This window comes from Streptomyces sp. NPDC020731 (genome assembly GCF_044334705.1).
Classification (GTDB): Bacteria; Actinomycetota; Actinomycetes; order Streptomycetales; family Streptomycetaceae; genus Streptomyces.
This window is the reverse complement of record NZ_JBIRTN010000005.1, coordinates 362,070-385,788: the sequence shown is the minus strand read 5'-3', so window position 1 is coordinate 385,788 and position 23,719 is coordinate 362,070. Positions and strand designations below refer to the sequence as shown.

Below are 23,719 nucleotides of genomic sequence, written 5' to 3'. Positions count from 1 at the left end.
GGCCGGTCACAGCTCGCCCATCCGGCGGATCACCGGGGCCACGCGCTGCACGCCGTGCCGGTAGGCGCCGCGCGCCGCCCGGCGCACGATCTGCCGGACCGGTCCGGGCTCCTTGTCGGCGGCGGGCGCGCCGGGCAGCGGGGTGCCGTCCGGGCCGAGGTGGTGGCGGGCGAGGATGCCGGGCAGATAGCCGGGCGCGGTGACGGGCGTGTAGTACGGGGTCAGCGGCGGGAGTCCGCCGGGTCGGCCGAGCAGCCCGGCGATGCGTTCGCGGGCCGCGTCGAAGGCCGTCCCGTAGGAGCCTTCCGCGGCCACGCCCTGCCGGGCCACCCACTCCGCGTCGGGCTCCGGGCGGTGTCCGTCGTCGAGCTGGTCCCAGGAGGCGAGGCAGCCGGAGCCGACGAAGTGGTGGTTGCCCAGCGCCTCCCGGATGCCGAGGTCGGTGAGGACCGCGGTGGGGATGCGGCGGTGCAGCGACTCCAGGGCGGCCGTGGAGCTGACGGTGACGAGGAGGTCGGTCCGGTCGAGGACCTCGCCCATGTGCCCGTAGACGAGGCGGAAGTTGGAGGGGAGGTCCTGTCGCTGGGCGAGCTTCTGGTAGGGCAGTTCCTCGATGTGCGTGGTGTGCTCGCCCGGCTTGGAGCGCAGTTTCAGCAGCACTTCGCGCTCGGGGTGCCGGCGGGCGTGCCGCACCAGCCGGTTCAGCAGGTACGTACGGTCCCTGCGGTTGTCCGGGACGGAGGGCTGAGCGGCGAACACCACGGTGTAGGGCCTGCGCCCTTGCTTCGCAGACGGGTCGTGTTCGCCGGCGTAGGCGGCCCCGCCGAGGAACGGCAGCGCGACCTCGGTCACCGACGAGGCGTCGGCGCCCACTCCTTCGTACACGGTGCGGAAACGGTCCGCGTCCTGGCGGGAGTTGGCGAGCACCAGGTCGGCGCCGTGGCGCAGCAGGAGGCCGTCGGCGAGCTTCTCGTAGACGACACCGACGTATCCGGTGACGACGACGGGCCGCCGCGGCCGGTCCTCCCAGACCCGCTTGAGTCCGTGCAGCATCGCCTGCGCACCGCCGCCGACCAGGGCGAGCACGAGGAGGTCGTACGACTCCTCGCGCATCGCGCGCAGGAACTCGACCGCGGTGACCTCGCGCAGCGAGTCCGCGCGGACGCCGACCTCACCGAGCTGGCGGGTGGTGGGGGTGGCGCGGCCCCGCAGCAGGAATCCGTCCAGGCGGATGTCGCGCGGCGCGACGCGGTCGGCGGTGAGGGCGCCCCATTTCCACCGGGTGTCGGAATCCGCGAGGACCGCGACCCTGAGGGGCTTCGTTGCACTTGCTGGCACGCCGAAGACGTTAGGAAGCCATTTCTAGGAACCGCCCAACCCGAATGCAACAAACGGTTAACAGCACACCGCCGAATGGCGAATCAGGTCGCCCGGAAGCCGGAAACGCATGCGCTTCACCGCTTCGCCGCGCGCCGTTCACCCGGGGTCAAGGTGCGGGTAAGTCCGCAGGCCGGGCCGTCGCCTAACGTCCGTCGCGTGCCCAAGCTCTCCGTCATCGTGCCGTTCTACAACGTCCGGCAATACGTCCCCGATGCCCTGCGGAGTCTGCGTGCGAACGCGCGCGGCGACTTCGAATTCATTCTCGTCGACGACTGCTCCACCGACGGGACCGCGGATCTCCTCGCGCGCGCCGAGCCCGAGCTGCCGGGGGCGGTGCTGGTGAGACACGAACGGAACGGCGGGCTGGCGACCGCCCGCAACACCGGCATCGACGCCGCCCGCGGGGAGTACCTGACGTTCCTGGACGGCGACGACTGGCTGGCGCCCGGCTACTACGACCGGCTGGTCGGCGTGATCGAGCGGCTGGGCTGCGACTTCGTGCGCACGGATCATGTGCAGTGCACGGCGCGGGACCGTTCCGTGCACCGGGTGCCCCACGGCCGCCGCAACGTGGTGCTGTCCCCGCGCGAGGCCATCCTGCCCGCCCACCGGACCACCTCCGTCGACTACGCGTACGCCTGGGCCGGCGTCTACCACCGCCGGCTGGCCGACCGCGGCCTGCTGCACTTCACGGACGGGCTGCGCACCGCCGAGGACCGTCCGTGGATCTGGAAGCTGCACCGGGAGGCGGAGTCCTTCGCGGTGACCGGCCTGCTCGGCGTCTTCTACCGGCGCGGGGTCGCCTCGTCGCTGACGCAGATCGGGGACGCCCGGCAGCTCGACTTCATCCGCGCCTTCGACCAGGTGGTGGAGGAGACCGCCGCCGACCCCGAGGCGGCGCGTCTGCTGCCGAAGGCGGTGCGCACCTACTGCGCGATCATCTCCCACCATCTCGGTTCCGTCGAAAGGTTCGAGGCGTCCGTGGCCCGGGAACTGAAGGTGATGAGCACGACCGCGCTGCGGCGGATGCCGCAGGACGTGCTCGACGACGCGCTGGCGTCGATGGACACCGCGCGGGCCACCCGGCTGCGCCGGCTGCGCCGCCGTCCCGTGCGGGCCGCGGAGGTGGCCGCGTGACCACGCAGATCTTCATGGTGTCGACGTTGTACGGCACCGCCACGCTGGCCGCCGCCCTGGACGCGGGGTGCTTCGCTCCGGCCGAGCGGCGCGTCCTGCTGGTGTCCAACAACGCGGCGACGCCGGAGACGACGCCCGCGGTGGACGGGATGCCGGGGTTCGAGCGGCTGCGCGCCCGGTTCGACGACGTGGTGTCGTGGAACGAGGCGATCTTCCCGTATCACCCGGGGGGCTGGGCGCCACGCGCGGACGACGTCCCGGTGTGGGAACGGTATCTGCGGCTGGCCTGGGGTCTGGGCGACGACGACGTGACGCTCGCCGTGGAGTCGATCCAGGTCAACCCGGCGCTCGGGGTGGCGCAGATCTTCACCGACGCGCCCGTCACCGTCTACGCGGACGGCTTGATGAGCTACGGCCCCACCCGCAACAAGATCGATCCGCTGGTGGGCACGCGCGTGGAGCGGCTGCTCCACCTCGATCTGGTGCCGGGGCTGAGGCCGCTGCTCCTGACGGAGTTCGGGGTGGAGCCGGAGCTGGTGCCGGTGGAGGCGTTCACGCGGGTGCTGGCCGAACTCGTCGGGACCGGCGCCGGGCTGCCCGACGTGGAGGGTCCCGCGCTGCTGCTGGGCCAGTACCTGTCGGCGCTGGGCATCCTCTCCGCGGAAGAGGAGGAGGACCTGCATGTGCGGATGCTGAGGGGCGTCGTCGGCCTCGGCCACGACCGGGTGGTCTTCAAGCCCCATCCCACGGCCCCGGCCCGGTTCGCCCGCACCCTGGAGCAGGAGGCGGAGAGGCTGGGTGTCGACCTCACCGTCCTCGACACGCCGGTCCTGGCGGAGGTGCTGTACCAGCGGATGCGCCCGGCGCTGGTCGTCGGCTGCTTCTCCACGGCCCTGCTCACCGCGTCCCGGCTGTACGGTCTGCCGGTGGCCAGGGTGGGCACGGAGACGCTGCTGGACCGGCTGGCGCCGTACGAGAACAGCAATCGCGTCCCCGTCACCATCGTCGACGCGCTCCTGCCGGAGCCGGCCGACGCCGCCGCCGTCGCCGAGGGGCGGCCGGGCATGGACACCGAGTCGCTCACCGCGCTGGTGCGGACGGTCGGCTTCGTGATGCAGCCCAGGATCCTGCCGGAGCTGCGACCGGCGGCCGAGGAGTATCTGCGCGGCCGGCTGAACGCCCGTACCCGGCGGTACTTCAAGAAGCGGCGGCTGACGTCGCTGGGGCTGCCCGGTGGCATTCCGGAGCGGCTGGCTTTCCTGCCGCAGAATTCCACGGCCCGCACAGTGGTGCGGCGGGCCCGGGCGATCCGGCGCTCGATCAAACGGTGAGCCAATTCCCGGTGCGGGGCGTATGAACGGGCGGTTGACCGCCTGCGGAACCGCCTTTCGTTCATTCTCCCTTCACCCCTTGGCCACCGCATCTCGTGCCATGATCTCTCCAGTAATTCCGTCAGAAAATCACACATCTCTGTGCGCTTTCCGCGCACCACAGACCCTGCGGACTGGGCTGGTTGTCTATGCGTATCGCCGTCTTCATCGAGAACCGCAACGGAGTCGGTCTGACCTCACGGCTGCTGAGCGCCCCGGGCGCGGAGGAGCACTCCTTCCTGCCGGTCACCGCCGACCTCGACGGGGACGTGGGGCGGTGGATCGACGAGGAGGCCTCGGCCCGGCTCGACGGCACACGGGTCCGCAATCTGTTCCGGGAGGAGGAGAGCCTCGGGCACGCGCAGTTCCTGGAGGAGATGGGCCCCCGGGTCGCCGAGTTCGTGCGGACCGAGTCCGTCGACCGGCTGATCCTCTTCAACGACCGGTCGCAGCGCGGCAGCAGGGTCGCCGACGCCCTCAACGGGACCCTGCCGGTGGTCCTGGTCCAGGACGGCCACCTCGACTTCCACTACAAGAAGCTCGGCCCCGGCCTCCGCGACCAGAACTGGTACTACGGCTCCACCGGCCCGGCCGCCGTGTGCGTGTGGGGCCCGGCGACCGCCCACCACCTGCTGTACCGCACGGCGGACGCGGACCCGGTCGTCCACATCACCGGCGCGCTGGGCCACAGCGACGATCCCGGCCTGGTGCGGGCCGCGCACAATCCCGCCCCCCGCCCGGCACGCCCGGCCCGGGAGCCGCTGCGCATCATCGTCCTCGACCAGCCGCTGGGCGACCAGCGCAAACTGCCGGCCGGCCGGCACCGCGAGTACCTGCAGTCGGCCTGCGAGGCGCTCACCGAGTTCGGCGAGGTCGCGATCAAGCCGCACCCCTCGACGCTCTCCGGGCACCTGGAGTGGCTGGGCACGCTCCCCGGGGTCACCGTCCTGGACGAGTCGGCACTCGTGGACGCGGCCGGCCTGGAGTCCTTCGACCTGGCCGTCACCTTCTTCTCCACGACCTATCTGCAGACCCTGCGGGCCGGTGTCCCGCTGGTGCTGTTCAGCCCGCCGCCGCTGAACATCGTCTTCCCGGCCGTCAACCACGCGCTGCTGCGCAACGTCGGCAGCGTCGGCGAACTGGTGGACGTGGCAGGACAGTTGCACAGCACCGGCAAGTTCGCCGGCAACAACACCGGCGAGCCGCTGACCCACTACCTCACCTTCCGCGAGGACGTCGCCGAGCGGATCCTCACGGTGGTCGAGGAGGCCGAGGTGCGCGGGCCCCGCTCCGGCCCCGCTCCGGCCGCGGCACCCCTCACGCCGGCCGGCACCCGCGCCGAGCGGGCGCTGCGCTCCGTACGGGACCGGCAGACACCGCCGCGTTCGCTGGCCGTGCTCGGCCTCGGCTTCGGCTATGTCACCGGGGTGGCGATCCCCGTACTGACGTACACCCAGGCGCTGCTCGCCCACTCCCCCGTGGACATCCGCTACATCGACCTCAGCGCCTACTGCCGTACCGAGGACGTCCTCGAAGCGCTGCGGGACGTCGATGTCGTCCTCATCAACAGCCTGGCCCCGCTGTGGCGTTCCGCCATCGGCAACGAACTGGTCGACGAACTGGTGTCCGGCGGGCGGAAAGTCTTCCTCTACGCCCACGAGACCGAGCACGTCATGGCCTACGAGGCGGAGCACCACACCCTGCGCCACAAGGAGATGCTCCGGCTCCTGCCGCGGGTCCAGGTGCTGTGCGTCTCCACCGCCCAGGCCGACATGTTCCGCGGGCTCGGGGTGATCGACCCCGTCGTCGTCTACAACACCGTTCCGCAGGACGCCCACCGGACGCGGGCCCGGACCGCACCGGACGGACAGCCCCGGATCGTGATGGTCGGCTCCATGCAGGACCGCAAGGGCCTGGACCTCTTCTCCCGGGTCGCGGAACTCGCCCACGCCGAGGGGTTGCCGTGGCGGTTCACGTGGATCGGCCACCGCACCCCGCGGATCGCCTCCTCGACCCTGATCTCCGACCGGGTGACCTGGGCGGGCGCGCTGTCACGGGCCCGGGTCCGGGAGGAACTCGCCGCCTCCGACGTCTTCCTCCTCTCCTCCGTCGACGACCCGATGCCACTGTCGGTGGTCGAGGCCGTCCAGCAGCGGCTGCGGGTGGTCACGTACCGGCGGGTGGGCTCGCACGAGGTGCTCGACTCGGTGCCGGGCTACCGGTCCTTCGCCGACTACACCCCGCAGGCGGCGTTCGAGGCCCTGCGGGCGGTGCTCGGCGAGCAGGTCTCGGAGGACGACTACCGGGAGGTCGAGGAGCTGTTCGACATCCCCGCGTTCACCGCGCGGATGACGGCCGCGCTGGGACTTCCCGGACCGGGACACCTGCCGCGCCCGCGGGCCGTGGAAGCCGTGGAGAGCACCGGCACGGCGGACGACGACGAGTACGGCGATCCGCGGGCGGTGGTCCCCCAGCAGCTCCGGCACATCATCGACGACTTCAAGCGCCATGTCACCGCCGGGAACGTCGAGGACGCGCTGCGCGTGGGCACCGAGATCCTGCGCCGCCGACAGCCGGTGGACGTGCTGATCGGCATGGCCGAACTGCGTGCCGCCCGGAACGAGACCAAGGAGGCGTGCCGGCTGCTGGCCGCGGCGGCGATCGCCGGCGGCGACCGCGGCCGGGTGTGGTCGGAGATCGCCCGGGTGTCGGCCCTGCTCGGCGCGCGCGGACGTGCCATCCGCCAGCTCGCCCGCAAGGAGTCGGTCCGGGCACAGGTGTCCCACCACTCGACGCGGCTGCGCAGGACGGACTGAACGGCGGGGCCCGCACAGGTGCCGCCGGCCGGACACCGCGCGTTCCGCGGAAGTTCTTCTGACGGCCCACCCGGCCACGCGTCCGCCGGCCGGGTCAGTGCCCAGCCTGTGCACCGGCGTTCGCCCGTCCTCCCCCGCGCACGTCACACACCTCCGACTCCGCGACGAATTGAGGTCGTTGGTCCATGAACAGCCGCTCCATGCTCCGTAGTTCGGTCTCCAGGCGTCTGCTGCGCCCGGTCGCCGACCTCATCGACCAGCGCATCGAGCGGCAGGTCCGCTCGGCGGCCCGCCGCCCGGCCGGCCAGGGGGCGCCGGCCACCGCCCCGGACATCGAGCGGCTGGTGCGGGACGTCGAGCAGCTCAGGCGCCGCCAGCTCACCTTCGAGCTGCTCCTCGGCCCTCGCGGACGCGGCATCTCCCGCATGGTGGCCGACGCCCCACTGGAACGTCTGCACGCCCAGGTCGCGGCCCTGGCCGGGGACCATGACGCGGCCGTGCGCAACGTCGCCACCGCCTTCCGGCTGCTCGTCGCGCTGGAGTCGCTGGGCGTGGGCCGCGTCGCGGGCGGCACCATGAACATCTGCGGCAAGCTCGGCACGATCCCGCTGCTCGACCCGCCGAACGACGAGATCCTGGAGATCGGCACGCTGTACGGCATGTTCTCCGCCGGGCTGGTCCGCATGATGGAACGCGACGGCCGCAGCCCGAGCCTGACCATCGTCGACCCCTTCGCCGGCGTGCAGCTCCAGCCCGGCACCGACCAGCGCCCCGACCCCACCGGTGCCCCGGTCGACGAGCAGGCCGTACGCACCAACCTCGGCCTCGCCGGTCCGGCGGGCGCGACGGCACGCATCCAGCAGGGGTTCTCCGAGGACCCCGAAACCCGGGCGGCCGTGTCGGACCGCCGCTACGGCGTGATCGTCGTGGACGGCGACCACTCGGCCCGGGGCGTCGCGCAGGACCTCCAGTGGGCCGAGGAGATCGCCGCGCCCGGCGGGGTCGTCGTCCTGGACGACTACGGCGACCCCCACTGGCCGGGCATCAAGGAGGCCCTGGACGACCACCTGAAGGGCGGGACCCGCTTCACCTACCTGGGCAGGGCCGCCCACTCGGCGTATCTGCGGGCGTCCTGAGCACCGACACCGGCCGCCCCGCGGTCCGAGGAGTGGTACGAACGTGACCGAGACGGTCGTGAGCACGTCGACAGCGCGGCCGGGCACGGCCGCCCCCGCGCCGGCCCCCACGGCACGGAGGGCCGCCCCGGGGCGGCTGCGCGCCCTGGACGGACTGCGGCTGGTGGCCGCCCTGATGGTGGCGGCGTACCACTACGGCGGACGCGGCGGCCATGTCACCGACGCCTGGGGCAGCTCCCCCCAGCACCAGTTCCCCACCCTGCACACGCTGTTCTCCTACGGCTGCCTCGGGGTCCAGGTCTTCTTCGTGATCAGCGGGTTCGTGATCTGCATGAGCGGCTGGGGGCGGACCCTGACGTCGTTCCTCGCCTCCCGCGTGTCACGGCTGATGCCCGCCTACTGGGGGGCGGTCGTCCTGGTCACGGCCGTGTTCGCGCTGCCGGTGGTCGCCTACGACGCCGTGTCGCCGAGCGACGCCCTCGTCAACCTGACGATGCTCCAGCAGCCGCTGGGCGCGGACCGGGTGCTGGGCGTGTGCTGGACGCTGTGGGTGGAGCTCCGCTTCTACGCGCTCTTCGCGCTGTTCGTCGTACTGCCCGGCGCGAACCGCCGGCGGGTCCTGCTGTTCTGCGGCGGCTGGCTGCTGGCGTCGGTGCTCACCCGGGCCGCGCACGAGCCGCTCCTCGACCTGGTGCTGATGCCGGAGTACGCCCCGTTCTTCATCGGCGGGATCGGCCTGTACCTCGTCCACCGCGACCGGCGGGACGCCCATGGCTGGGGCATCACGGCCGTGAGCTTCCTGATCGGGCAGCACTACGCGGTGGGCGAACTGTGGAACGCCTCCGACCCGGACGCCTTCGCCCACCGCACCACGTTCGGCATCGTCCTGGTCGTCGCCCTCGGCTTCGCGGCGGTGGCGGCGATCGCACTGGGGTGGCTGAGCCGGGCGGACTGGCACTGGCTCACGGTGGCCGGGGCGCTGACGTATCCCTTCTACCTGGTCCACGAGCACCTGGGCTGGGTGGTGATCCACGCCCTGCACCGCTCGCTGCACGTGCCGTCGGCACCCACCTTCGCGCTGACCCTGGCCGCGATGCTGCTGCTGGCGTGGCTGCTGCACCGGTTCGTCGAGAAGCCGCTGACGCCCCGGCTGCGGTCGGCGCTCTCCCGGACGCGTTGAGCCCCGGGTCCGCGGCCCCGCCGCCGCGGGCCCGCGGCCTGCCCGCGTGGTGACCGGTGGCGTGCGGTGCCGTCAGCGGTCCCGGAGGGTGAGGGCGATGCCCTCGACGACCGCGCCGAGTCCTGCCTCGAAGCCGGCCCGGTGGTCCTGGAACATCTCGTACCCGGCCTGCGCGGCGAGCGGCTGGGCGGCCAGGCGCTCGCCGCGGGCGTCCAGGTCGTAGCCCTCGGCCCCGGTGGCGGGGTCGGGCCCCATCGCCTGCTCCTCGATGACGTATCCGATGGTGTAGCTGTACGCCGTGAACCAGGCGCGGGCGGCGGCGGCCGGGGTGAATCCCGCGTCGGTGAGCACCCGCAGGCTCGCCTCCATCGGCTCGGCGTACGACATGTCGGTGAAGCGGGTTCCCGCGTAGACCTTGGCACCGTCGCGGTAGCGGAGCAGGTGTTCGCGCAGGCCGCCCATCATCAGGCGGAGCGTCTCCTTCCAGTCGCCGGCCGGGCGGGCGGTCAGATCGGCGGTCATCCGTCGCACCATCTCCGTCGCCATCTCGTCGAGCAGCGCCTGCTTGTCCTTGAAGTGCCAGTAGAGGGCGGGCGCCTTGACGTCCAGTTCCCTGGCGATCGCGCGCAGCGTCAGGCCGTCCAGGCCGACCTCGTTCAGCAGTTCCAGCGCCGTGTCGGCGACCCGTCGGCGGTCCAGGGGGGTGCGTCGTTCCGAACTCACACTTGACAACTTAACACCGTTAGGGACACGCTCGCAGGGCAGGCCACTTAACAACGTTAAGGAGACTTGATCATGAGCGACACCCCTGTACTGGTCGTGGGCGCCGGACCGACCGGCCTCGCCCTCGGCATCGACCTGGCCCGGCGCGGGATCCCCGCGCTGGTGGTGGAACGGGCGGACGAACTGTTCCCCGGCTCGCGCGGCAAGGGATTCCAGCCGCGCACCATGGAGGTCTTCGACGACCTGGGCGTGCTGGACGCGATCCACGCGGTCGGCGGCGGCTACCCGGTCGGGATGATCTGGCGCGACGGCGAGCGGATCGGCGAGCACCACATGTCCGACCCGGCCGAGCCGACCGAGGACTCGCCGTACAACGAACCCTGGATGGTCCCGCAGTGGCGCACCCAGCGGATCCTGCTGGAGCGCCTCGAGGAGCTCGGCGGCAAGGTCGCCTTCGGCCGTGAGGTCACCGGCGTGACCCAGGACGAAGACGGGGTGAGCGCGTACTTCGCCTCCGGTGAACCGGTGCGCGCCCGGTATCTCGTCGCGGCGGACGGCGGCCGTTCCGTGGTGCGCCGGGCGGTGGGCGTCGGTATGACCGGGGAGGAGGTGGACCCGTTCCCCACGCTGGTGGCGGACGTGCGGATCACCGGCCTGGACCGGGACAACTGGCACTTCTTCCCCCAGGGCGAGGGAGCCGAGGACCTCCTGGCCATCTGCCCGCTGGCCGGCACGGAGGACTTCCAGCTGATGGCCCGGTTCGCGGAGGGCACCGAGGTGGACCTCTCCCTGGAGGGCGTGCGGAAGGTCGTCGCCGCCCGCTCGCACCTCGCCGCCGAGGACGTCACGGAGGTCCGCTGGGCCTCGGACTTCCGCCCGCGGGCCGCGCTCGCCGACCGCTTCCGCGTGGGCCGGGTCTTCCTCGCCGGCGACGCGGCGCACGTGCACTCCCCGGCCGGCGGCCAGGGCCTCAACACCAGCGTCCAGGACGCCTACAACCTGGGCTGGAAGCTGGGCGCGGTACTGGGCGACGGGGCGGAGGCCTCCCTGCTGGACACGTACGAGGGAGAACGGCGCCCGATCGCCGAGCAGATGCTGGGCCTGTCCACCAGCGTCCACCGGGGTGAGACCCGGCGGGGCGGGGCCACCCGGCAACTGGGTCTGGGCTACCCCGGGTCCCCGCTCACCACGGAGACCCGCACGGCGCCCGGCCCGGTGCGCGCGGGCGACCGGGCCCCGAACGCCACGGTGAGCGGCGTACGCCTCTTCGACGCGTTCCGGGGACCGCACTGGACCCTGCTGGCGCTGGGCACACCCGCCCCCACGCCGCCCGCCGCCGTACGACTGGTGCACGGCCCGGCGCACAAGACCTACGGGACGGGACTGTTCCTCGTCCGCCCGGACGGTTACGTGGGCTGGGCCGGGGACACACCGGCCGGACTCCCGGAGTACCTGGCCCGGTTCGGCGGGCGCTGACCCCTACGACCCCTACACGCTCGCCAGCGACAGCTTCGCCGCGAAGCCCAGGAACAGGGCGCCGGCCGCCGAGGTCGCCCCCGCCGACAGGCGCCTGCGGCGGCGGAAGGCGGCGGCGAGCCGGGTGCCGCCGAATATCAGCGCGCTGAGGTAGAGCACGCTGGCGATCTGGGCGAAGGCACCGAGGACGACGAAGGAGAGCGCCGGGTAGGCGTAGGCCGGGTCGACGAACTGCACGAAGAACGTGTCAGAGTCAAACTGGCTGTACGCTCACGCCCATGACCGCTCCCGAGTGGACCGCCGAGGAACTGGCAGAGCTGGCCGAACTTCAGGCCAGGAACGATGCACTGCCGGAGGACGCGCCCCGCGGCCTCCTGTCGGTACGCCTGTCGATTCTCACGGAGGACACCACCTCCCCGGCACGGCAGGAACTAGACCTCCGCCGTCATGCCATCCGAGAGGGCGTGAGGGTTGTTGGTGTGGCCAGGGACCTTGGAGTGTCCGCTACCAAGAAAGCCCCTTGGGAGCGGAAAGAACTTGGGGACTGGCTCAACAACCGCATACCCGAGTTTGACTTGATTCTGTTCTGGAAGTTGGACCGGTTCATCAGGCGGATTTCTGACCTGCATGAGGTCATCAAGTGGTGCGAGAAATTCGGGAAGAACCTGATTTCTCTCAATGACACCCTGGACCTGTCATCCCCCATGGCACAAGCAATGGTGACTTTCATTGCGGCCGTGGCCGAGATTGAAGCGGCCAACACTAAGACTCGCGTTTCGTCGCACTGGGAATACACCAAGCAGCAAGACCAATGGCGGATTGGCAAGCCGTCGTTTGGCTACAAGACTGCCAGGGTCGGCGGAAAACTCCGCCTAGTACAGGAGCCTAAGCAGGCGCGAGCAGTGCGATACATGTTCCAGGCTGCAATGCGGGGGGTTCCGGCAAATCGCATTGCGAAGGTTCTAGACCGGGCCAAGGTCCCGACCTATAGCGACCGCAAATGGAACAATCAGCAGGTTCTCAGGATCCTTAGGAACCCTGCGGTTAGGGGGATTCGCACCGAGGGAGGAACGAAGGCAGCCACCTATAGATCTACGCCGGTACTAGATAAGCAGGGTCAGGAAATCAGGGTCACGGATGAGCCGATTCTGACTGACAAGGAATTCGAAAGCGTACAAGCGGCTCTTGCCACCCGCTCGAAGAACAAGCGTCATCATGAGAAGAACCGTCGCCCCACCAGGTTCCTCGGTGTCATGAAACACGAGTGCGGAAGGAACGTTAACGAAACTAACAACTATAAAACGCTCTCTACTGGCGAAGTGAAGGAGTACCGATACTTGCGGTGCCCCGAATGCCGGAAGCCCGGATTCGTGACACCGGATCCCGAGCATGTTTACTCGTCTCTGGCGCAGGCCGTCTTTGAGGCCCTGGGCGATTTCGAGGTGATCCGGCGCGAGTACGCCCGAGGCGACGAGAACAGGCGCGAGCGGAAGCGACTGGAAGATTCCATCGCCTACTACATGTCTGGGCTGGAGCCCGGCGGAAGGTTCGATAAGGCTGGATTCATTCGCGAGAAGGCAGAGGCCACGCTAGACGCTCTCATGAACGACTTGACGAAGATCGACCCGGAGTCCACGAAGGATAGGTGGATCTACGAAAGCACCGGCATGACATACCGGCAGCATTGGGAGGCTGGTGGCGTAGAGGCTATGGAAAAGGACCTACTGAGTGCCGGAATAAATTTCGAACTCGGAAAGCAGGACAACGGGGAACTGCTGGGCAAGTTGATCATTCCGCATGATGTTAAGAAGCGATTGATCAAGATAGACGATAACTGGAACTAGCTATAGACACACTCCGCGAAACCAAAATGCCCCCTCCGGAATGAGGGGGCATTTTTTATGTCAACTCTCGGAGGGATAGACGACATCAGCAACGACTCTCCGATTACCGTCCTGGTCCTGGATCACAGTTACAACACGCATACGTCCCCTGTCAGCGCCAAGACCCTGCGCCGGGCGCTAGTAACGAAGGAACCTTGCATCGCTACCCCCTGGCGAAGTCAAAGAGGGCCGCTTAAACGTCCTTCCTTGAATCCGCCAGATGTCCCGAAGTACACATGGCAGAGCGCATCACTCCACCCTTCAAGCCCCGGCCGCAGTCGGGGCTTCTCTGTTGCCTGAACCGAACGGGACTGATCAATGACTTTCCTCGACCAGTACGCGGACGCTATCGACGTACGCAAAGCGAAGCTTCGGAAGCGGGGGTTCGTCCTGGCGGCCGAGGCGACCCCTCCGACCGGACAGGCCGGCCGATGGTATGCCGACGCGATCCAGTGCGTACCGCGGAGCGGCCAGGCCGTAGCGAGACAGGTAGCCCGACTGTGCGGCGACGATTCCGAGGTGACCGTTCCGTGGCGTTCACTCGTCGATGCTGTCGGCGTATGCGACAGGGCCGGGAACCTTCGCCGCTACACGGAACGTGGCGTGAGAACCCTGGTCGACGCTGGTTGGCTCGAAGTCGAAACGGTGGGAAGCAAGCGCGGAGCGAAGACGACGTTCCGCCTACTCCCTGGCGACCGCTCCGCGGAATGCCTCGGCTGGATCGATGCTGAGGACTGGTTCACCGAAGCGGCCTGAAGACCGAGGAGAAGTTATGGCCTTAGATAAGGGCCCCTCGGGGCCCCCTAACGAGCTCGTGCACGGTAAGCGGTGAGACGTCGAGGGTTGTGGCAGGGCTCGGTGTTCACATCTGCCGTGCCGATGTCAGGTCCGCGGTCTGTTGGTGGGACAGCAGTCCGGCGACGGCCTGGACGGTGTCGCTCATGTGCTCGCGGCGGCCGAGGTGGCGGGCCAGGACCCGCCAGTTCTTCAGGTGGGCAATGCCGTGTTCGACGCGGATGCGTCGCGAGGAGTGGGCTTTGCGCTGTCGTTCGTGCATCTCCTCGTACCAGTCGGGGGCGTTCTTCTTGAACTTGCGGTGTGGTGGGGTGATCATCCGGCCGCCGGTCTGGGCGCCCAGGCCCTGGTAGCCGACGTCGGCGAGGATCTCCACCGCGGGTCCGTCGGCCAGGAGCTTGACCAGCCCCACCTGGCGGGCGTGGGCGATGTCCGCGCAGCTGCCGGGCCTGGTCGGGCTGCAGAAGAGCACGCGGCCGTCCCCGTCCGTGACGACCATGGTCTTGACCGCGTTCTGCTTGCTCTTGCCGGAGGTGAACCTGTCCCGATCCTTGCGCCCGGCGGCCGGCCGGCGGACCCGGATCTCGGTGCCGTCGATGATCCCTGTCTTCCCATCGGCACCGAGGTGGTCGATGACTTCGGCCAGGGTCCGCAACCGCACCCCCGAGCTGACGGTGCACCCTCGCTCGGCGAGCAAGGGCCGTACCTCTGTGATGGCCCGAGTGATGGTGGAGCGGTCGACACCGAACCAGCAGGCGAGCACCTCGTGCGTGGTGGCATGCCGGAGGTGCACGAGCGTGGCCAGAAGCCGGTCGACGAACACCAACCGGTGCTTCGCACCCGCGCCGACGGCCCGCTTCCGCGGCCTGGACGCAAGCTTGGCCTGGTGCCGTTCGTGCCACAACGGGCCCAGCTCTGTGACGAGTTCGGCGATCACGTTGGCCGACAGGCCCGTGATCCTCCGGTCGCTGATGATCGCTGTACGAGACGCGTTCCCCACCACACGACCATGATCGATGATCAGAAGCTCGACGTCTCACCGCTTACCGTGCACGAGCTCGTTAGTCGCCAGGCTTCCGATTGGATGCCACGGAACATGGCCCGCCACTCGTCACCATCCAAGAGCACGGACAGCCTCCCGAAGAACACTCTCGGGGATCTCGACCAGTCCTTCCCCTGCGGGGGCGTGAAGGCGTCGGACACGTCGCCCTGGACGACGAACGTTCCTCGCTCAGTGCGGTACAGGTTCGGGCAGTCGTCTTCACCGCATTCGCCGTTGCCGTTGCCGTTGAGCCGGGTCAGTTCCTCACGTGCCATAGCGAACCCCCTGAATTGTGGCCCCGGTTGGGCCGTCACCGACGACGGTACGAGGGTGATCGGACGGCGTCTATGCGCACTCGCGACTATGCGCGTTGTCGCATAAACCGGGGCCGAGACCTAGAGGGTTGGCAAAGTCCCTGAGTCTCTCAGGATGTCTCAGGGCTACCCACGGCCTTCACAGTGAGTGGCCGCCGCTTCCGCCTGTTGGGCGTGCTGACCAAAGCAGAGAACGGGGTGACCTTGGGGGGCTCCTGGGGCTCCTTTGGGGGCCTCTCAGGCAGGCCGAGGGCTCCTAGTGCCTCACGCTGCTCCTGGAGGCTCATGCGGGCGAACAGGGCCGCAGCATCGTCAAGGTGAGACATGCCAGCCCCCTACGCGCTTGCCAGAGACAGCTTGACGGCGAACCCCAGGAAGAGCGCCCCGGCCGCCGAGGTCGCCCCTGCGCTGAGCGCCCTCCGACGACGGAACGCAGCAGCTAGACGAGACCCGCCGAAGATGAGCGCAGACAGGTACAACACGCTTGTCACCTGGGCGAGTACGCCTAGAGTCACGAACCCCAAGACTGGGTTGGACTCTGACACGAACTGCACGAAGAAGGCGATGAAGAACAGGATCGCCTTGGGGTTGAGCAGACTGACCACCAGGGCCCGGCGGAACGGACGCTCACCGGGCGCGACCGCGGCGGGGGCCTCGGCCGCGTCCTTGTCCCGCCGCGTCCGCCACATCCCCCACGCGGCGCGCAGCATCCCGACGGCCAGCCAGGTCAGGTATCCGGCGCCCGCGTACTTCACGATCCCGAACAGCACGGCGTTGGCCTGGAGCAGTGAGGCGACCCCGGCGGCCGACAGCGTCATCAGCACGGCGTCCCCGCACCAGACCCCGGCGGCGGCCGTGTACCCGGCGCGCACACCGCGACGGGCGGCGACGGAGAGGACGTACAGGGAGTTGGGGCCGGGCAGCAGGACGATGAGGACCAGGCCTGCCAGGTAGGTGGGGAGGTCGATGACGCCGAACATGGAGGGAGTGTCGCACGGGGGTGTGACACTCCCTCCACGGGGTTTCGGTCAGTCGTCACCGTCGAGCAGGGTGTCGACGGAGAGGTCGAGGGTGACACCGGCGGACTCCAGGACGCGGACGGACTGGCCTCGCTTGAAGCGCTGGGGGTCGAGATACTTGCCGTCGACCGGGTCGGTGTAGAGGAGGACCTCGTCGTGTTTGCGGTCGACGATGAGGTATGCGGGCACATTGGCCCGGGCGTAGACATCGACCTTCGTGGCTGTGTCGTTCGTCCAGTTGGAGGAGGTCACCTCCAGCACCAGACGGAAGACATGGGGCGCGTAGCAGTTCTTCTCGACCAAGGCGTCCTTGTAGTCGTCGTCGACAACGGAGAAGTCCGGAACTGCGTAGTCCTCCGGCCCGGTGGGCAGCCACAGGCCGATGCCTTGCAGGTACCTGAGGCCCGCTTGCCGGGCCCGGGCCCTCAGAAACTTCTCGGTGAGCCAGGTCAGCGACTCTTGGTGCGGCCCATCCGGCGGCGGTGTCACAACAATGCTCCCGTTGAGGATCTCCACCCGGTGTCCGGGCAGCTCCTCCCAGAGCCGGTCGGCAGCATCAGAAAGCGACGACTCGTGCAGCATCACAGTCACGGCACCCTCCTTTCGGGAACACCCTCCACGAGCGTAGCCGGGACCGGACGCATTCCACCCATGATCACCCGTACGGACCAATACCCCACGTCAGAAGGCGTCCGAGGGCACGTAGGTCCCCCAGACCTCCCGCAGCGCGTTGCACACCTCGCCCACCGTCGCGCGGGCCTTCAGGGCGTCCTTCATCGGGTACAGGACGTTGTCCTCGCCCTCCGCCGCCTTCTTCAGGGCCGCCAGCGCCGAGTCGACCGCCCGCTGGTCGCGCTCCGCGCGGAGTTTCGCCAGGCGTTCGGCCTGCTGGGCCTCGATGGCCGGGTCGACGCGGAGCGGCTCGTAGGGCTCCTCGGCGTCGAGCTGGAAGCGGTTGACGCCGACGACGACGCGCTCGCCGGAGTCGGTCTCCTGGGCGATGCGGTAGGCGCTGTGCTCGATCTCGTTCTTCTGGAAGCCGTGCTCGATGGCGTTGACCGCGCCGCCGAGGTCCTCGACCTTGCGCATCAGTTCCAGCGCCGCCGCCTCGACGTCGTCGGTCATCCTCTCGATGACGTAGGAGCCGGCGAAGGGGTCGACCGTCGCCGTCACGTCCGTCTCGTAGGCGAGGACCTGCTGGGTGCGCAGGGCGAGCCGGGCCGACTTGTCGGTCGGAAGGGCGATCGCCTCGTCGAAGGAGTTGGTGTGCAGCGACTGGGTGCCGCCGAGCACCGCGCCCAGGCCCTGGACGGCGACGCGGACCAGGTTCACCTCGGGCTGCTGGGCCGTCAGCTGCACCCCGGCCGTCTGCGTGTGGAAGCGCAGCATCAGCGACTTGGGGTTCTTCGCACCGAACTCCTCCTTCATCACCCGCGCCCAGATCCTGCGGGCCGCGCGGAACTTGGCGACCTCCTCCAGGATCGTCGTACGGGCCACGAAGAAGAACGACAGGCGCGGGGCGAAGTCGTCGACGTCCATGCCGGCCGCGACCGCCGTACGGACGTACTCGATGCCGTCCGCGAGGGTGAACGCGATCTCCTGTGCGGGAGAGGCGCCCGCCTCGGCCATGTGGTAGCCGGAGATCGAGATCGTGTTCCACTTCGGGATCTCGGCCCTGCAGTACTTGAAGATGTCGGCGATCAGCCGCAGCGAGGGCTTGGGCGGGAAGATGTACGTGCCCCGCGCGATGTACTCCTTCAGCACGTCGTTCTGGATCGTGCCGGTGAGCTTGTCGGCCGGTACGCCCTGCTCCTCGGCGACCAGTTGGTAGAGGAGCAGGAGAAGGGCGGCGGGGGCGTTGATCGTCATCGACGTGGAGACCTTGTCCAGCGGGATGCCGCCGAACAGCACCCGCATGTCGTCCACCGAGTCGATGGCGACGCCCACCTTGCCGACCTCGCCGTGCGCGATCGGGGCGTCGGAGTCGTGGCCCATCTGGGTGGGCAGGTCGAAGGCGACCGACAGGCCCATCGTGCCGTTGGCGATCAGCTGCTTGTAACGGGCGTTGGACTCCGTCGCCGTACCGAAACCGGCGTACTGGCGCATCGTCCAGGGCCGGCCGGTGTACATCGACGGGTACACGCCCCGGGTGAAGGGGTACGTCCCCGGCTCGCCCAGCTTCCCGGCCGGGTCCCAGCCCTCGAGGGCCTCCGGCCCGTAGACCGGTTCGATGGGCAGTCCACTCTCGGTGGATCGGGCACTGCCCGACTCGCGCGCCATGGTGTGATGCCTCCCGCTGAGCGGCGTTGCTCGACTTGCCCGCCCGGTACGCGTCAGTTACTCGTCAGTACAGGCCGACCCTTCGACGGACTGTAGCGGTGCGCGTGCGGCCCGGTGGAGGGGCACACGCTGGGACCTTCCTCACAGCCTCGGTGGGACCCCGCTCACAGCACCACCTCGGCGGTCGTCTTCCGGTCACCCACCACCATGCCCCCTTGTTCGCCGGCGGTCACGTCCGGGGAACATCTCAGGTGACGGCCGGGCGCGGCCGGTGAGACGACGGGAGCCGGTGTGCGGAGTACGGGCATGGGGAGGACAGGGATCGCGGGTCTCGCGGCACTGGCCGTCCTGACGGCGGGTGCGGCCGGCTGTACGGTGCAGCCCGCCGGGACGGACGGGGAGGGCGGACCACCGGTGCGTATCGAGGTGCCGAGCCGGACGCCCTCCGCGTCGGCGTCGGCATCGGAGTCACGGGCTCCGGACGACGGCGAGAAGTCCGCCCGTCCCGGCGCCCCGGCACCGCGCGTGCTGTGGTCCCCCGGTGACTCCGGGCGTGACATACGCGAACTCCAGGCCCGGCTGCGGCAGGTCGCCTGGGTCTTCCACGGGCCCACGGGGACGTACGACGACCTGACCGCGAAGGCGGTCCGGGGCTTCCAGGGCAAGCGCGGACTGCCGAGGACCGGGGTGACCGACTCCGTCACCTGGCAGCGGCTGCTCGACATGACACACGAACCGGGCAGGTGGGAGCTGTACCTGATGGGTGGTCAGCCTGCCGACGCGCCCGACCCGCGCTGCCGGACCGGCCGCGTGCTGTGCATCAGCAAGTCGAGCCGCACCCTGCGCTGGATGATCGACGGGCGGACGGTGTCGACGACGCCTGTGCGCTTCGGTTCCGAGTACACGCCGACCCGCGAGGGTGTCTTCCACGTCTACTGGAAGTCCCGGCACCATGTGTCCACGCTCTATGACTCGCCCATGCCGTACGCCATGTTCTTCAGCGGCGGCCAGGCCGTGCACTTCTCGGCCGACTTCGCCGCGCGGGGGTACGCCGGTGCCTCGCACGGCTGCGTCAACGTACGGGACGAGGAGGCCGTCGCCCGGCTGTACGGGCAGGTGCGGAACGGCGACAAAGTCGTCGTGCACCGGTGAGAAGGGGCGCGGGCGGGACCGGGGGAACGTGTCCCGCCCGCGCCGAGATGCACGAGCCGTGGGTACGGGGGGAACCCCGGCTCCGTGCGCCAGCCGATGACCAGTCGGCTCACTCATTACTGCGCCACGAGGGCCGAAAGTGTCACACCTGCCGGGGAGGGAATTTCACCGGTCAACAAAAGGGCAGGTCAGGGGTGGTTTCACTGGTTCTTCTTGCCGCCGTTGCCGTTGCCGCCGTTGCCGTTGTTGCCGCCGTTGCCGTTGTTGCTTTTGTCGGCGCCGTTGCCCTGCCCCTGCCCCTGGCTCTTCCCCTCGCTCTTGCCGTTGGCCTTCCCCTTGGCCTTCCCGTTGCCGTTGCCCGTGTGGGCACCCTCCTCGGTGCCGGACGTACCGGACGTACCGGACGCATCGGACGCGTCCGACGTGGTCAGCACGTCCTCGCAGTACGGGCCGACGCGGGAGGAGCCGCCCGCCGCGTCCTCGAGGAGGTCCTTGCGTCCGCCGTTCAGTTCCTTGCCGTCGCGCCACGTGCGGCAGGCCGCGGCGATCTGTTTCCCGCCGCGTCCGGAACCGGCCGTCCCGTCACCGGGGTCCGCGTCGGGCTCCCCCGGCGCACGGGACCCGCGGGTGTCCCCGGCGGCACCCTCGGAATGCCGGCCCCCGGGCGTGACTCCGCCCGGTGCGCCGTCCTGCGGCGGAGGTGACACCAGGGGGCGTCCGGGGTGCGTGCCGGTGGCCGTGACGGAGGCGGCCGGGTCGGACCGGGAGCCGTCGGGCGGGGACAGGACCCCGGTTCCGGCCAGGACCGCGGCGCCCCCGACCATGCCGACGACCAGCGCGGCGGCCAGCCCGAGGTGCAGGGAACGTCCCCGCCGGGGTCCGTCCGCGATTCCGGAACGATCATCGTGCGGGGTGCCGATACGGATCGGTCCGATGTCGGAGGGTCGCGTTCCAGCCGGCCGGCCCTCACCGTGGGCCGCCCCGGCCCGCCCCTCCCGTTTCTCGCGCGACATGCGGAAGGCGGCCAGGGCGGCCGCCTCTCCGGGGAGTTCCTCGCCGTCCGGAGGAGGTGGCGCGGAGAGCGCGCGCAGTGTTCCGGCGAGCCGTTCGGCCTGTTCACGGGCGACGGGACCGGCAGTTTCCGGGGGCTCTCCGCTCAGTAAACGCTCCGCAGTCCCGCGGTCCAGCCACCTGTGCTGCTCGTCGGCCATCACATGTCCTTCTGCGTCCGCGTTCGCATCTGCGTCACACTCGCGGACGTCACCGTACGACGGCGTGGTGCTCTCTGGGGAGGAAGGGCGTCGAGTACGCCGGGGGGTTCCGGTTGGGCTTCCGGATCGCCGCCGAGCAGCTCGGCCAGGCGCTTCAGGCCCCGGTGCGCGGCCGTCCGTACGGCACCCGGTCGTTTGCCCAGCGTCTCGGCGGCGGACTTGGCGTCGAGGCCCACGACCACGCGCAGGACGACGGCCTCGGCCTGGTCCTGCGGCAACCGGGAGATGAGGGAGAACGCGCCGCCGGTGGCCAGCGCCTCGATGGCCTCGCCGGCGGTGTCGGACTCGGCGGCCCGCCCGGTGAGCTCGGTCTCGTCGCCGCCGATCGCGGGACGGCGTCCGCGCATGCGTATGTGGTCCAGCGCGCGGTTGCGGGCGATACGGGCGGCCCAGCCGCGGAACCGGTCCGCGTCGCCGGTGAAACGCTCCAGGTCGCGGGCGATCTGCAGCCACGCCTCGGACGCCACGTCCTCGGCGTCGGGCTCGCCGACCAGTGTCCGTACGTATCCCAGCAGCCGCGGGTGCACAGCGCGGTACACAGTCCGGAACGCGGTCTCGTCCCCGTCCTGTGCCGCATGCACCGCGGCGGTCAGCTCCGCGTCGTCCCCCAGCACACGCGCGCGCCCTTCTGCGCCTAAGCCGGCGCCGCTCTCGCGGACCGGGTTCTCGCCGTCGTGGTCACTCAATCAATGGTTGCGGCCTCAAAGCCGCGGGCGGTTCGTGGTCATGTGTCCGCTGCGGCCTGGCGCGAAAGGCACGTTACGGCCTGAATCCCACTCCCGTCCATGTTCGCCCAAGATGCAACTGACCCGTGACACGGGAGGGTGTGACAGAAAACGCACTCATGGCGCTGTAGGAAGTACGGGTCGCCGCGCGGCCCGTGCCGCGCGACGGCCGGGGCCTCTCCTGTGGGGGGTGGCGGCTCCGGCCGTCGCTCTGGCTTCTCTCCCTCCGATGAGGAGAAGGGCCCGGCCCGGGCCGGAGGCGTTCGCCGCGGCGTCGGCGGTGCCGCCCGAGCCGCCCGTGTTGCCCATCAGCTGGTTGAGGCGGAACGGGTCGGCGTTCAGGACCCCGCGCCGGCCACGGGACGGGCCGCCCGGCCGTGGTCGGCGGAGCTCTGGTCGTCCGTCCGAGTGGGGCGGAGTGCCTCCAAGTGGCTCGGGACGGCGCGTCGTCAGCTCCGCTGGAAGAACTCCACCTCCGCCAGGGCCAGATGACGCCCCGAGGTCAGGCCGACGGGTGAACGCAGTGTCAGGCGTACCGTCTTCGCGTCGCTGATGCCGGTGGGGACCGTCTGCGGGCCCGGCTTGTCGCTGAGGGTGATCTCCTTGTCGTGTTTCGTGCCGTCCTCCGCCGTCACCTCCAGGTCCACCTGGAGCGCGCGTGCCTGGCGGGCGTACCCCTCGGGAGACGTGGACGCCCCGTTGGTGATGATCAGGTCGACCAGACGGAACGGCTTGCGGAAGGTGTAGGTCACCGAGGCACCCGGTCCGGGCGCACCCCAGTAGTGGTTGTTCAGCCCGTCCGTGGTGTCCGTGGCCGGATGTCCGGGAACCGCGCCGCTCGCCTCGATGTCCGCCGGGGTCACGGGCGCGGCCTTGCCCAGTTTGTCCCGGGTGTCCTCGATCAGGGCCCGTCCGGCGGGCAACAGCAGGAAACCGGCCGCGCACAGCGCCAGCACCACGGCCAGGATCACGAAGAACCGGAACGCCGAGCCCGAGCCGGCCCGCGTCCGGCGCCGGAACGGCCACACCGTCCGCCACCACGGCAGCGGGGCGGGCTTCTCGGCGGGCCTCAGCTCGGCCGCACAGCGCCGGCAGAACCGGCGCTCGGGCCGGTTGGGCGTACCGCAGGCGGGACACGGCCGTCCCACCACGTCGTCCTCCACCGCCGCCGCGGGACGTACGACGGGACGGGGGGCCACCGGTTTCGCGGGGAGGACGGGGCGCACGGGGTCGGGGTCGGGAGGTGACGCGGCCGGGGTGGAGGCGGTCGGGGGGCGGGGGGCGGTCGGGGAGGGCGGGGTGGCGGGGGGCCGGGGCGCGACCGGGGAGACGGCGGGAGCGGCTGCCGCGGGAGGTGGCGGGGAGGCCGCGGGCGCCTCCGGCGAGGGGGCCGCGGCCCCCTCGCCGGGAACGGGAGTCGGGGAGCCGGTGCGGGAAGCGCCGGGCGCGGAGGGGGGCGGAGGGCTTGTGGTCACCGGGTGGGCGGGGGCGGTGCCGTGGGCGGGGGCGGTGCCGTGGCCCTCGACGGTGCCGGACCCGTCGTCGGCGCCGGACCCGTCGTCGGCGCCGGACCCGTCGTCGGCGCCGGGCCTGTCGACGGCGCCGGGCCTGTCGACGGCGCCGGCGCGGGAGTCCGCGGCATCCGTGGCCGGGGGCTCCGGGACAGCCGCGGCCAAGAGGTCCGCAGGCGCGGCCGGGATGTCCGGGACGTTCGCCTCGTCCTGCACACGGCCCGTGAGGCGGGAGCGCAGCGACGCTCCGAGGGCACGCGCGGCCGACAGGGGCCCGTCCTCCGGGAGGGCTGCCGCGGACACCTCCGGCGGGGTGACGTCCGGGAGGGCCGGGGCCGCCGGGACGGCCGGAGGGTCCATGGGTGCGGGAAGCGCCGGGACGGCCGCTGAAAGGCCGGTGGGAGCCGGCTCCGCCTCGGGCTCCGCGGCAGTCGGACGAGCAGCCGGACGACCCGGACCCGCCGGGGCGGCCGGCCGCCCCGGGACGGCCGAGGGCTCCGGGCCCGCCG

Annotated in this window: 18 protein-coding genes and 2 pseudogenes; 9 read left to right on the top strand and 11 right to left on the bottom strand. The window is 70.4% G+C overall.

Features of this window, described 5'->3' with window-relative positions:
- Positions 1-6 precede the first annotated feature (6 nt).
- Entirely contained in the window at positions 7-1,338 is a 1,332-nt protein-coding gene (locus ACH4VX_RS10690; protein WP_398366980.1) for a DUF6716 putative glycosyltransferase, read from the bottom strand.
- A 198-nt stretch (positions 1,339-1,536) separates the two neighbouring features.
- On the opposite strand from ACH4VX_RS10690, the gene ACH4VX_RS10685 reads away from it, so the two are divergent.
- From ACH4VX_RS10685 to ACH4VX_RS10665, 5 genes are all read left to right on the top strand, one after another.
- Complete coding sequence (locus tag ACH4VX_RS10685) at positions 1,537-2,517, top strand: glycosyltransferase family 2 protein (RefSeq protein WP_398366979.1); 981 nt, start codon at positions 1,537-1,539, stop codon at positions 2,515-2,517.
- Positions 2,514-3,848, top strand: coding sequence for a polysialyltransferase family glycosyltransferase (locus ACH4VX_RS10680; protein ID WP_398366978.1), 1,335 nt, complete (start codon positions 2,514-2,516; stop codon positions 3,846-3,848). Before ACH4VX_RS10685 ends, ACH4VX_RS10680 begins: the two co-directional genes overlap by 4 nt.
- A 188-nt stretch (positions 3,849-4,036) precedes the next feature.
- A complete protein-coding gene (locus ACH4VX_RS10675) occupies positions 4,037-6,703 on the top strand; it encodes a glycosyltransferase family 4 protein (protein WP_398366977.1) in 2,667 nt (888 codons plus the stop codon).
- 185 nt (positions 6,704-6,888) lie between these two features.
- Positions 6,889-7,839 (top strand): class I SAM-dependent methyltransferase, encoded by a 951-nt coding sequence (locus ACH4VX_RS10670; RefSeq protein WP_398366976.1) that lies wholly within the window; start codon positions 6,889-6,891, stop codon positions 7,837-7,839.
- A gap of 43 nt (positions 7,840-7,882) precedes the next feature.
- Positions 7,883-9,019, top strand: coding sequence for an acyltransferase family protein (locus ACH4VX_RS10665; protein ID WP_398366975.1), 1,137 nt, complete (start codon positions 7,883-7,885; stop codon positions 9,017-9,019).
- 72 nt (positions 9,020-9,091) lie between these two features.
- Here ACH4VX_RS10665 and ACH4VX_RS10660 read toward each other — a convergent pair whose 3' ends face one another.
- Entirely contained in the window at positions 9,092-9,742 is a 651-nt protein-coding gene (locus ACH4VX_RS10660; RefSeq protein ID WP_398366974.1) for a TetR/AcrR family transcriptional regulator C-terminal domain-containing protein, read from the bottom strand.
- Positions 9,743-9,814: 72 nt separating this feature from the next.
- Here ACH4VX_RS10660 and ACH4VX_RS10655 point away from each other — a divergent pair, with 72 nt between their 5' ends.
- Positions 9,815-11,218, top strand: a complete 1,404-nt coding sequence (locus ACH4VX_RS10655; RefSeq protein WP_398366973.1) for an FAD-dependent oxidoreductase — start codon at positions 9,815-9,817, stop codon at positions 11,216-11,218.
- Between the two features lie 12 nt (positions 11,219-11,230).
- Here the strand turns inward: ACH4VX_RS10655 and ACH4VX_RS10650 are convergent.
- A pseudogene (locus ACH4VX_RS10650) lies at positions 11,231-11,461 on the bottom strand (LysE family transporter); the annotation flags it as partial.
- Positions 11,462-11,496: 35 nt separating this feature from the next.
- Here ACH4VX_RS10650 and ACH4VX_RS10645 point away from each other — a divergent pair.
- Both ACH4VX_RS10645 and ACH4VX_RS10640 read left to right on the top strand, forming a co-directional pair.
- Positions 11,497-13,062 carry a recombinase family protein gene (locus ACH4VX_RS10645; protein WP_398366972.1) on the top strand — a complete coding sequence of 522 codons (1,566 nt, stop codon included), beginning with the start codon at positions 11,497-11,499 and terminating at the stop codon, positions 13,060-13,062.
- A 357-nt stretch (positions 13,063-13,419) separates the two neighbouring features.
- Positions 13,420-13,857 carry a hypothetical protein gene (locus ACH4VX_RS10640; RefSeq protein ID WP_398366971.1) on the top strand — a complete coding sequence of 146 codons (438 nt, stop codon included), beginning with the start codon at positions 13,420-13,422 and terminating at the stop codon, positions 13,855-13,857.
- Between the two features lie 106 nt (positions 13,858-13,963).
- On the opposite strand, the gene ACH4VX_RS10635 is transcribed toward ACH4VX_RS10640, so the two are convergent.
- The 5 genes and pseudogenes from ACH4VX_RS10635 to ACH4VX_RS10615 all read right to left on the bottom strand — a co-directional run bounded on the left by ACH4VX_RS10635 (position 13,964) and on the right by ACH4VX_RS10615 (position 18,551).
- On the bottom strand, positions 13,964-14,896 hold the full coding sequence (locus ACH4VX_RS10635; RefSeq protein WP_398366970.1) for a transposase family protein: 933 nt from the start codon (positions 14,894-14,896) through the stop codon (positions 13,964-13,966).
- 111 nt (positions 14,897-15,007) lie between these two features.
- Positions 15,008-15,213 (bottom strand): annotated as a pseudogene (locus ACH4VX_RS10630) (hypothetical protein).
- A 374-nt stretch (positions 15,214-15,587) separates the two neighbouring features.
- Positions 15,588-16,232, bottom strand: coding sequence for a leucine efflux protein LeuE (gene leuE / locus ACH4VX_RS10625; RefSeq protein WP_398366969.1), 645 nt, complete (start codon positions 16,230-16,232; stop codon positions 15,588-15,590).
- Positions 16,233-16,280: 48 nt separating this feature from the next.
- Positions 16,281-16,853, bottom strand: a complete 573-nt coding sequence (locus ACH4VX_RS10620) for a Uma2 family endonuclease (RefSeq protein ID WP_398366999.1) — start codon at positions 16,851-16,853, stop codon at positions 16,281-16,283.
- A 99-nt stretch (positions 16,854-16,952) separates the two neighbouring features.
- A complete protein-coding gene (locus ACH4VX_RS10615) occupies positions 16,953-18,551 on the bottom strand; it encodes a methylmalonyl-CoA mutase (protein ID WP_398366968.1) in 1,599 nt (532 codons plus the stop codon).
- Positions 18,552-18,857: 306 nt separating this feature from the next.
- Between ACH4VX_RS10615 and ACH4VX_RS10610 the strand changes: the two genes are divergently transcribed.
- On the top strand, positions 18,858-19,703 hold the full coding sequence (locus tag ACH4VX_RS10610) for a L,D-transpeptidase family protein (protein WP_398366967.1): 846 nt from the start codon (positions 18,858-18,860) through the stop codon (positions 19,701-19,703).
- Between the two features lie 200 nt (positions 19,704-19,903).
- Here ACH4VX_RS10610 and ACH4VX_RS10605 read toward each other — a convergent pair whose 3' ends face one another.
- From ACH4VX_RS10605 to ACH4VX_RS10595, 3 genes are all read right to left on the bottom strand, one after another.
- Complete coding sequence (locus tag ACH4VX_RS10605; protein WP_398366966.1) at positions 19,904-20,914, bottom strand: hypothetical protein; 1,011 nt, start codon at positions 20,912-20,914, stop codon at positions 19,904-19,906.
- Positions 20,914-21,588: an RNA polymerase sigma factor gene (locus ACH4VX_RS10600; RefSeq protein WP_398366965.1), complete on the bottom strand. Its 675-nt coding sequence runs from the start codon at positions 21,586-21,588 to the stop codon at positions 20,914-20,916. The genes ACH4VX_RS10605 and ACH4VX_RS10600 overlap by 1 nt, the downstream gene beginning before the upstream one ends.
- A 560-nt stretch (positions 21,589-22,148) precedes the next feature.
- Positions 22,149-23,570, bottom strand: coding sequence for an NADase-type glycan-binding domain-containing protein (locus tag ACH4VX_RS10595; protein WP_398366964.1), 1,422 nt, complete (start codon positions 23,568-23,570; stop codon positions 22,149-22,151).
- Between the last annotated feature and the right edge of the window lie 149 nt (positions 23,571-23,719).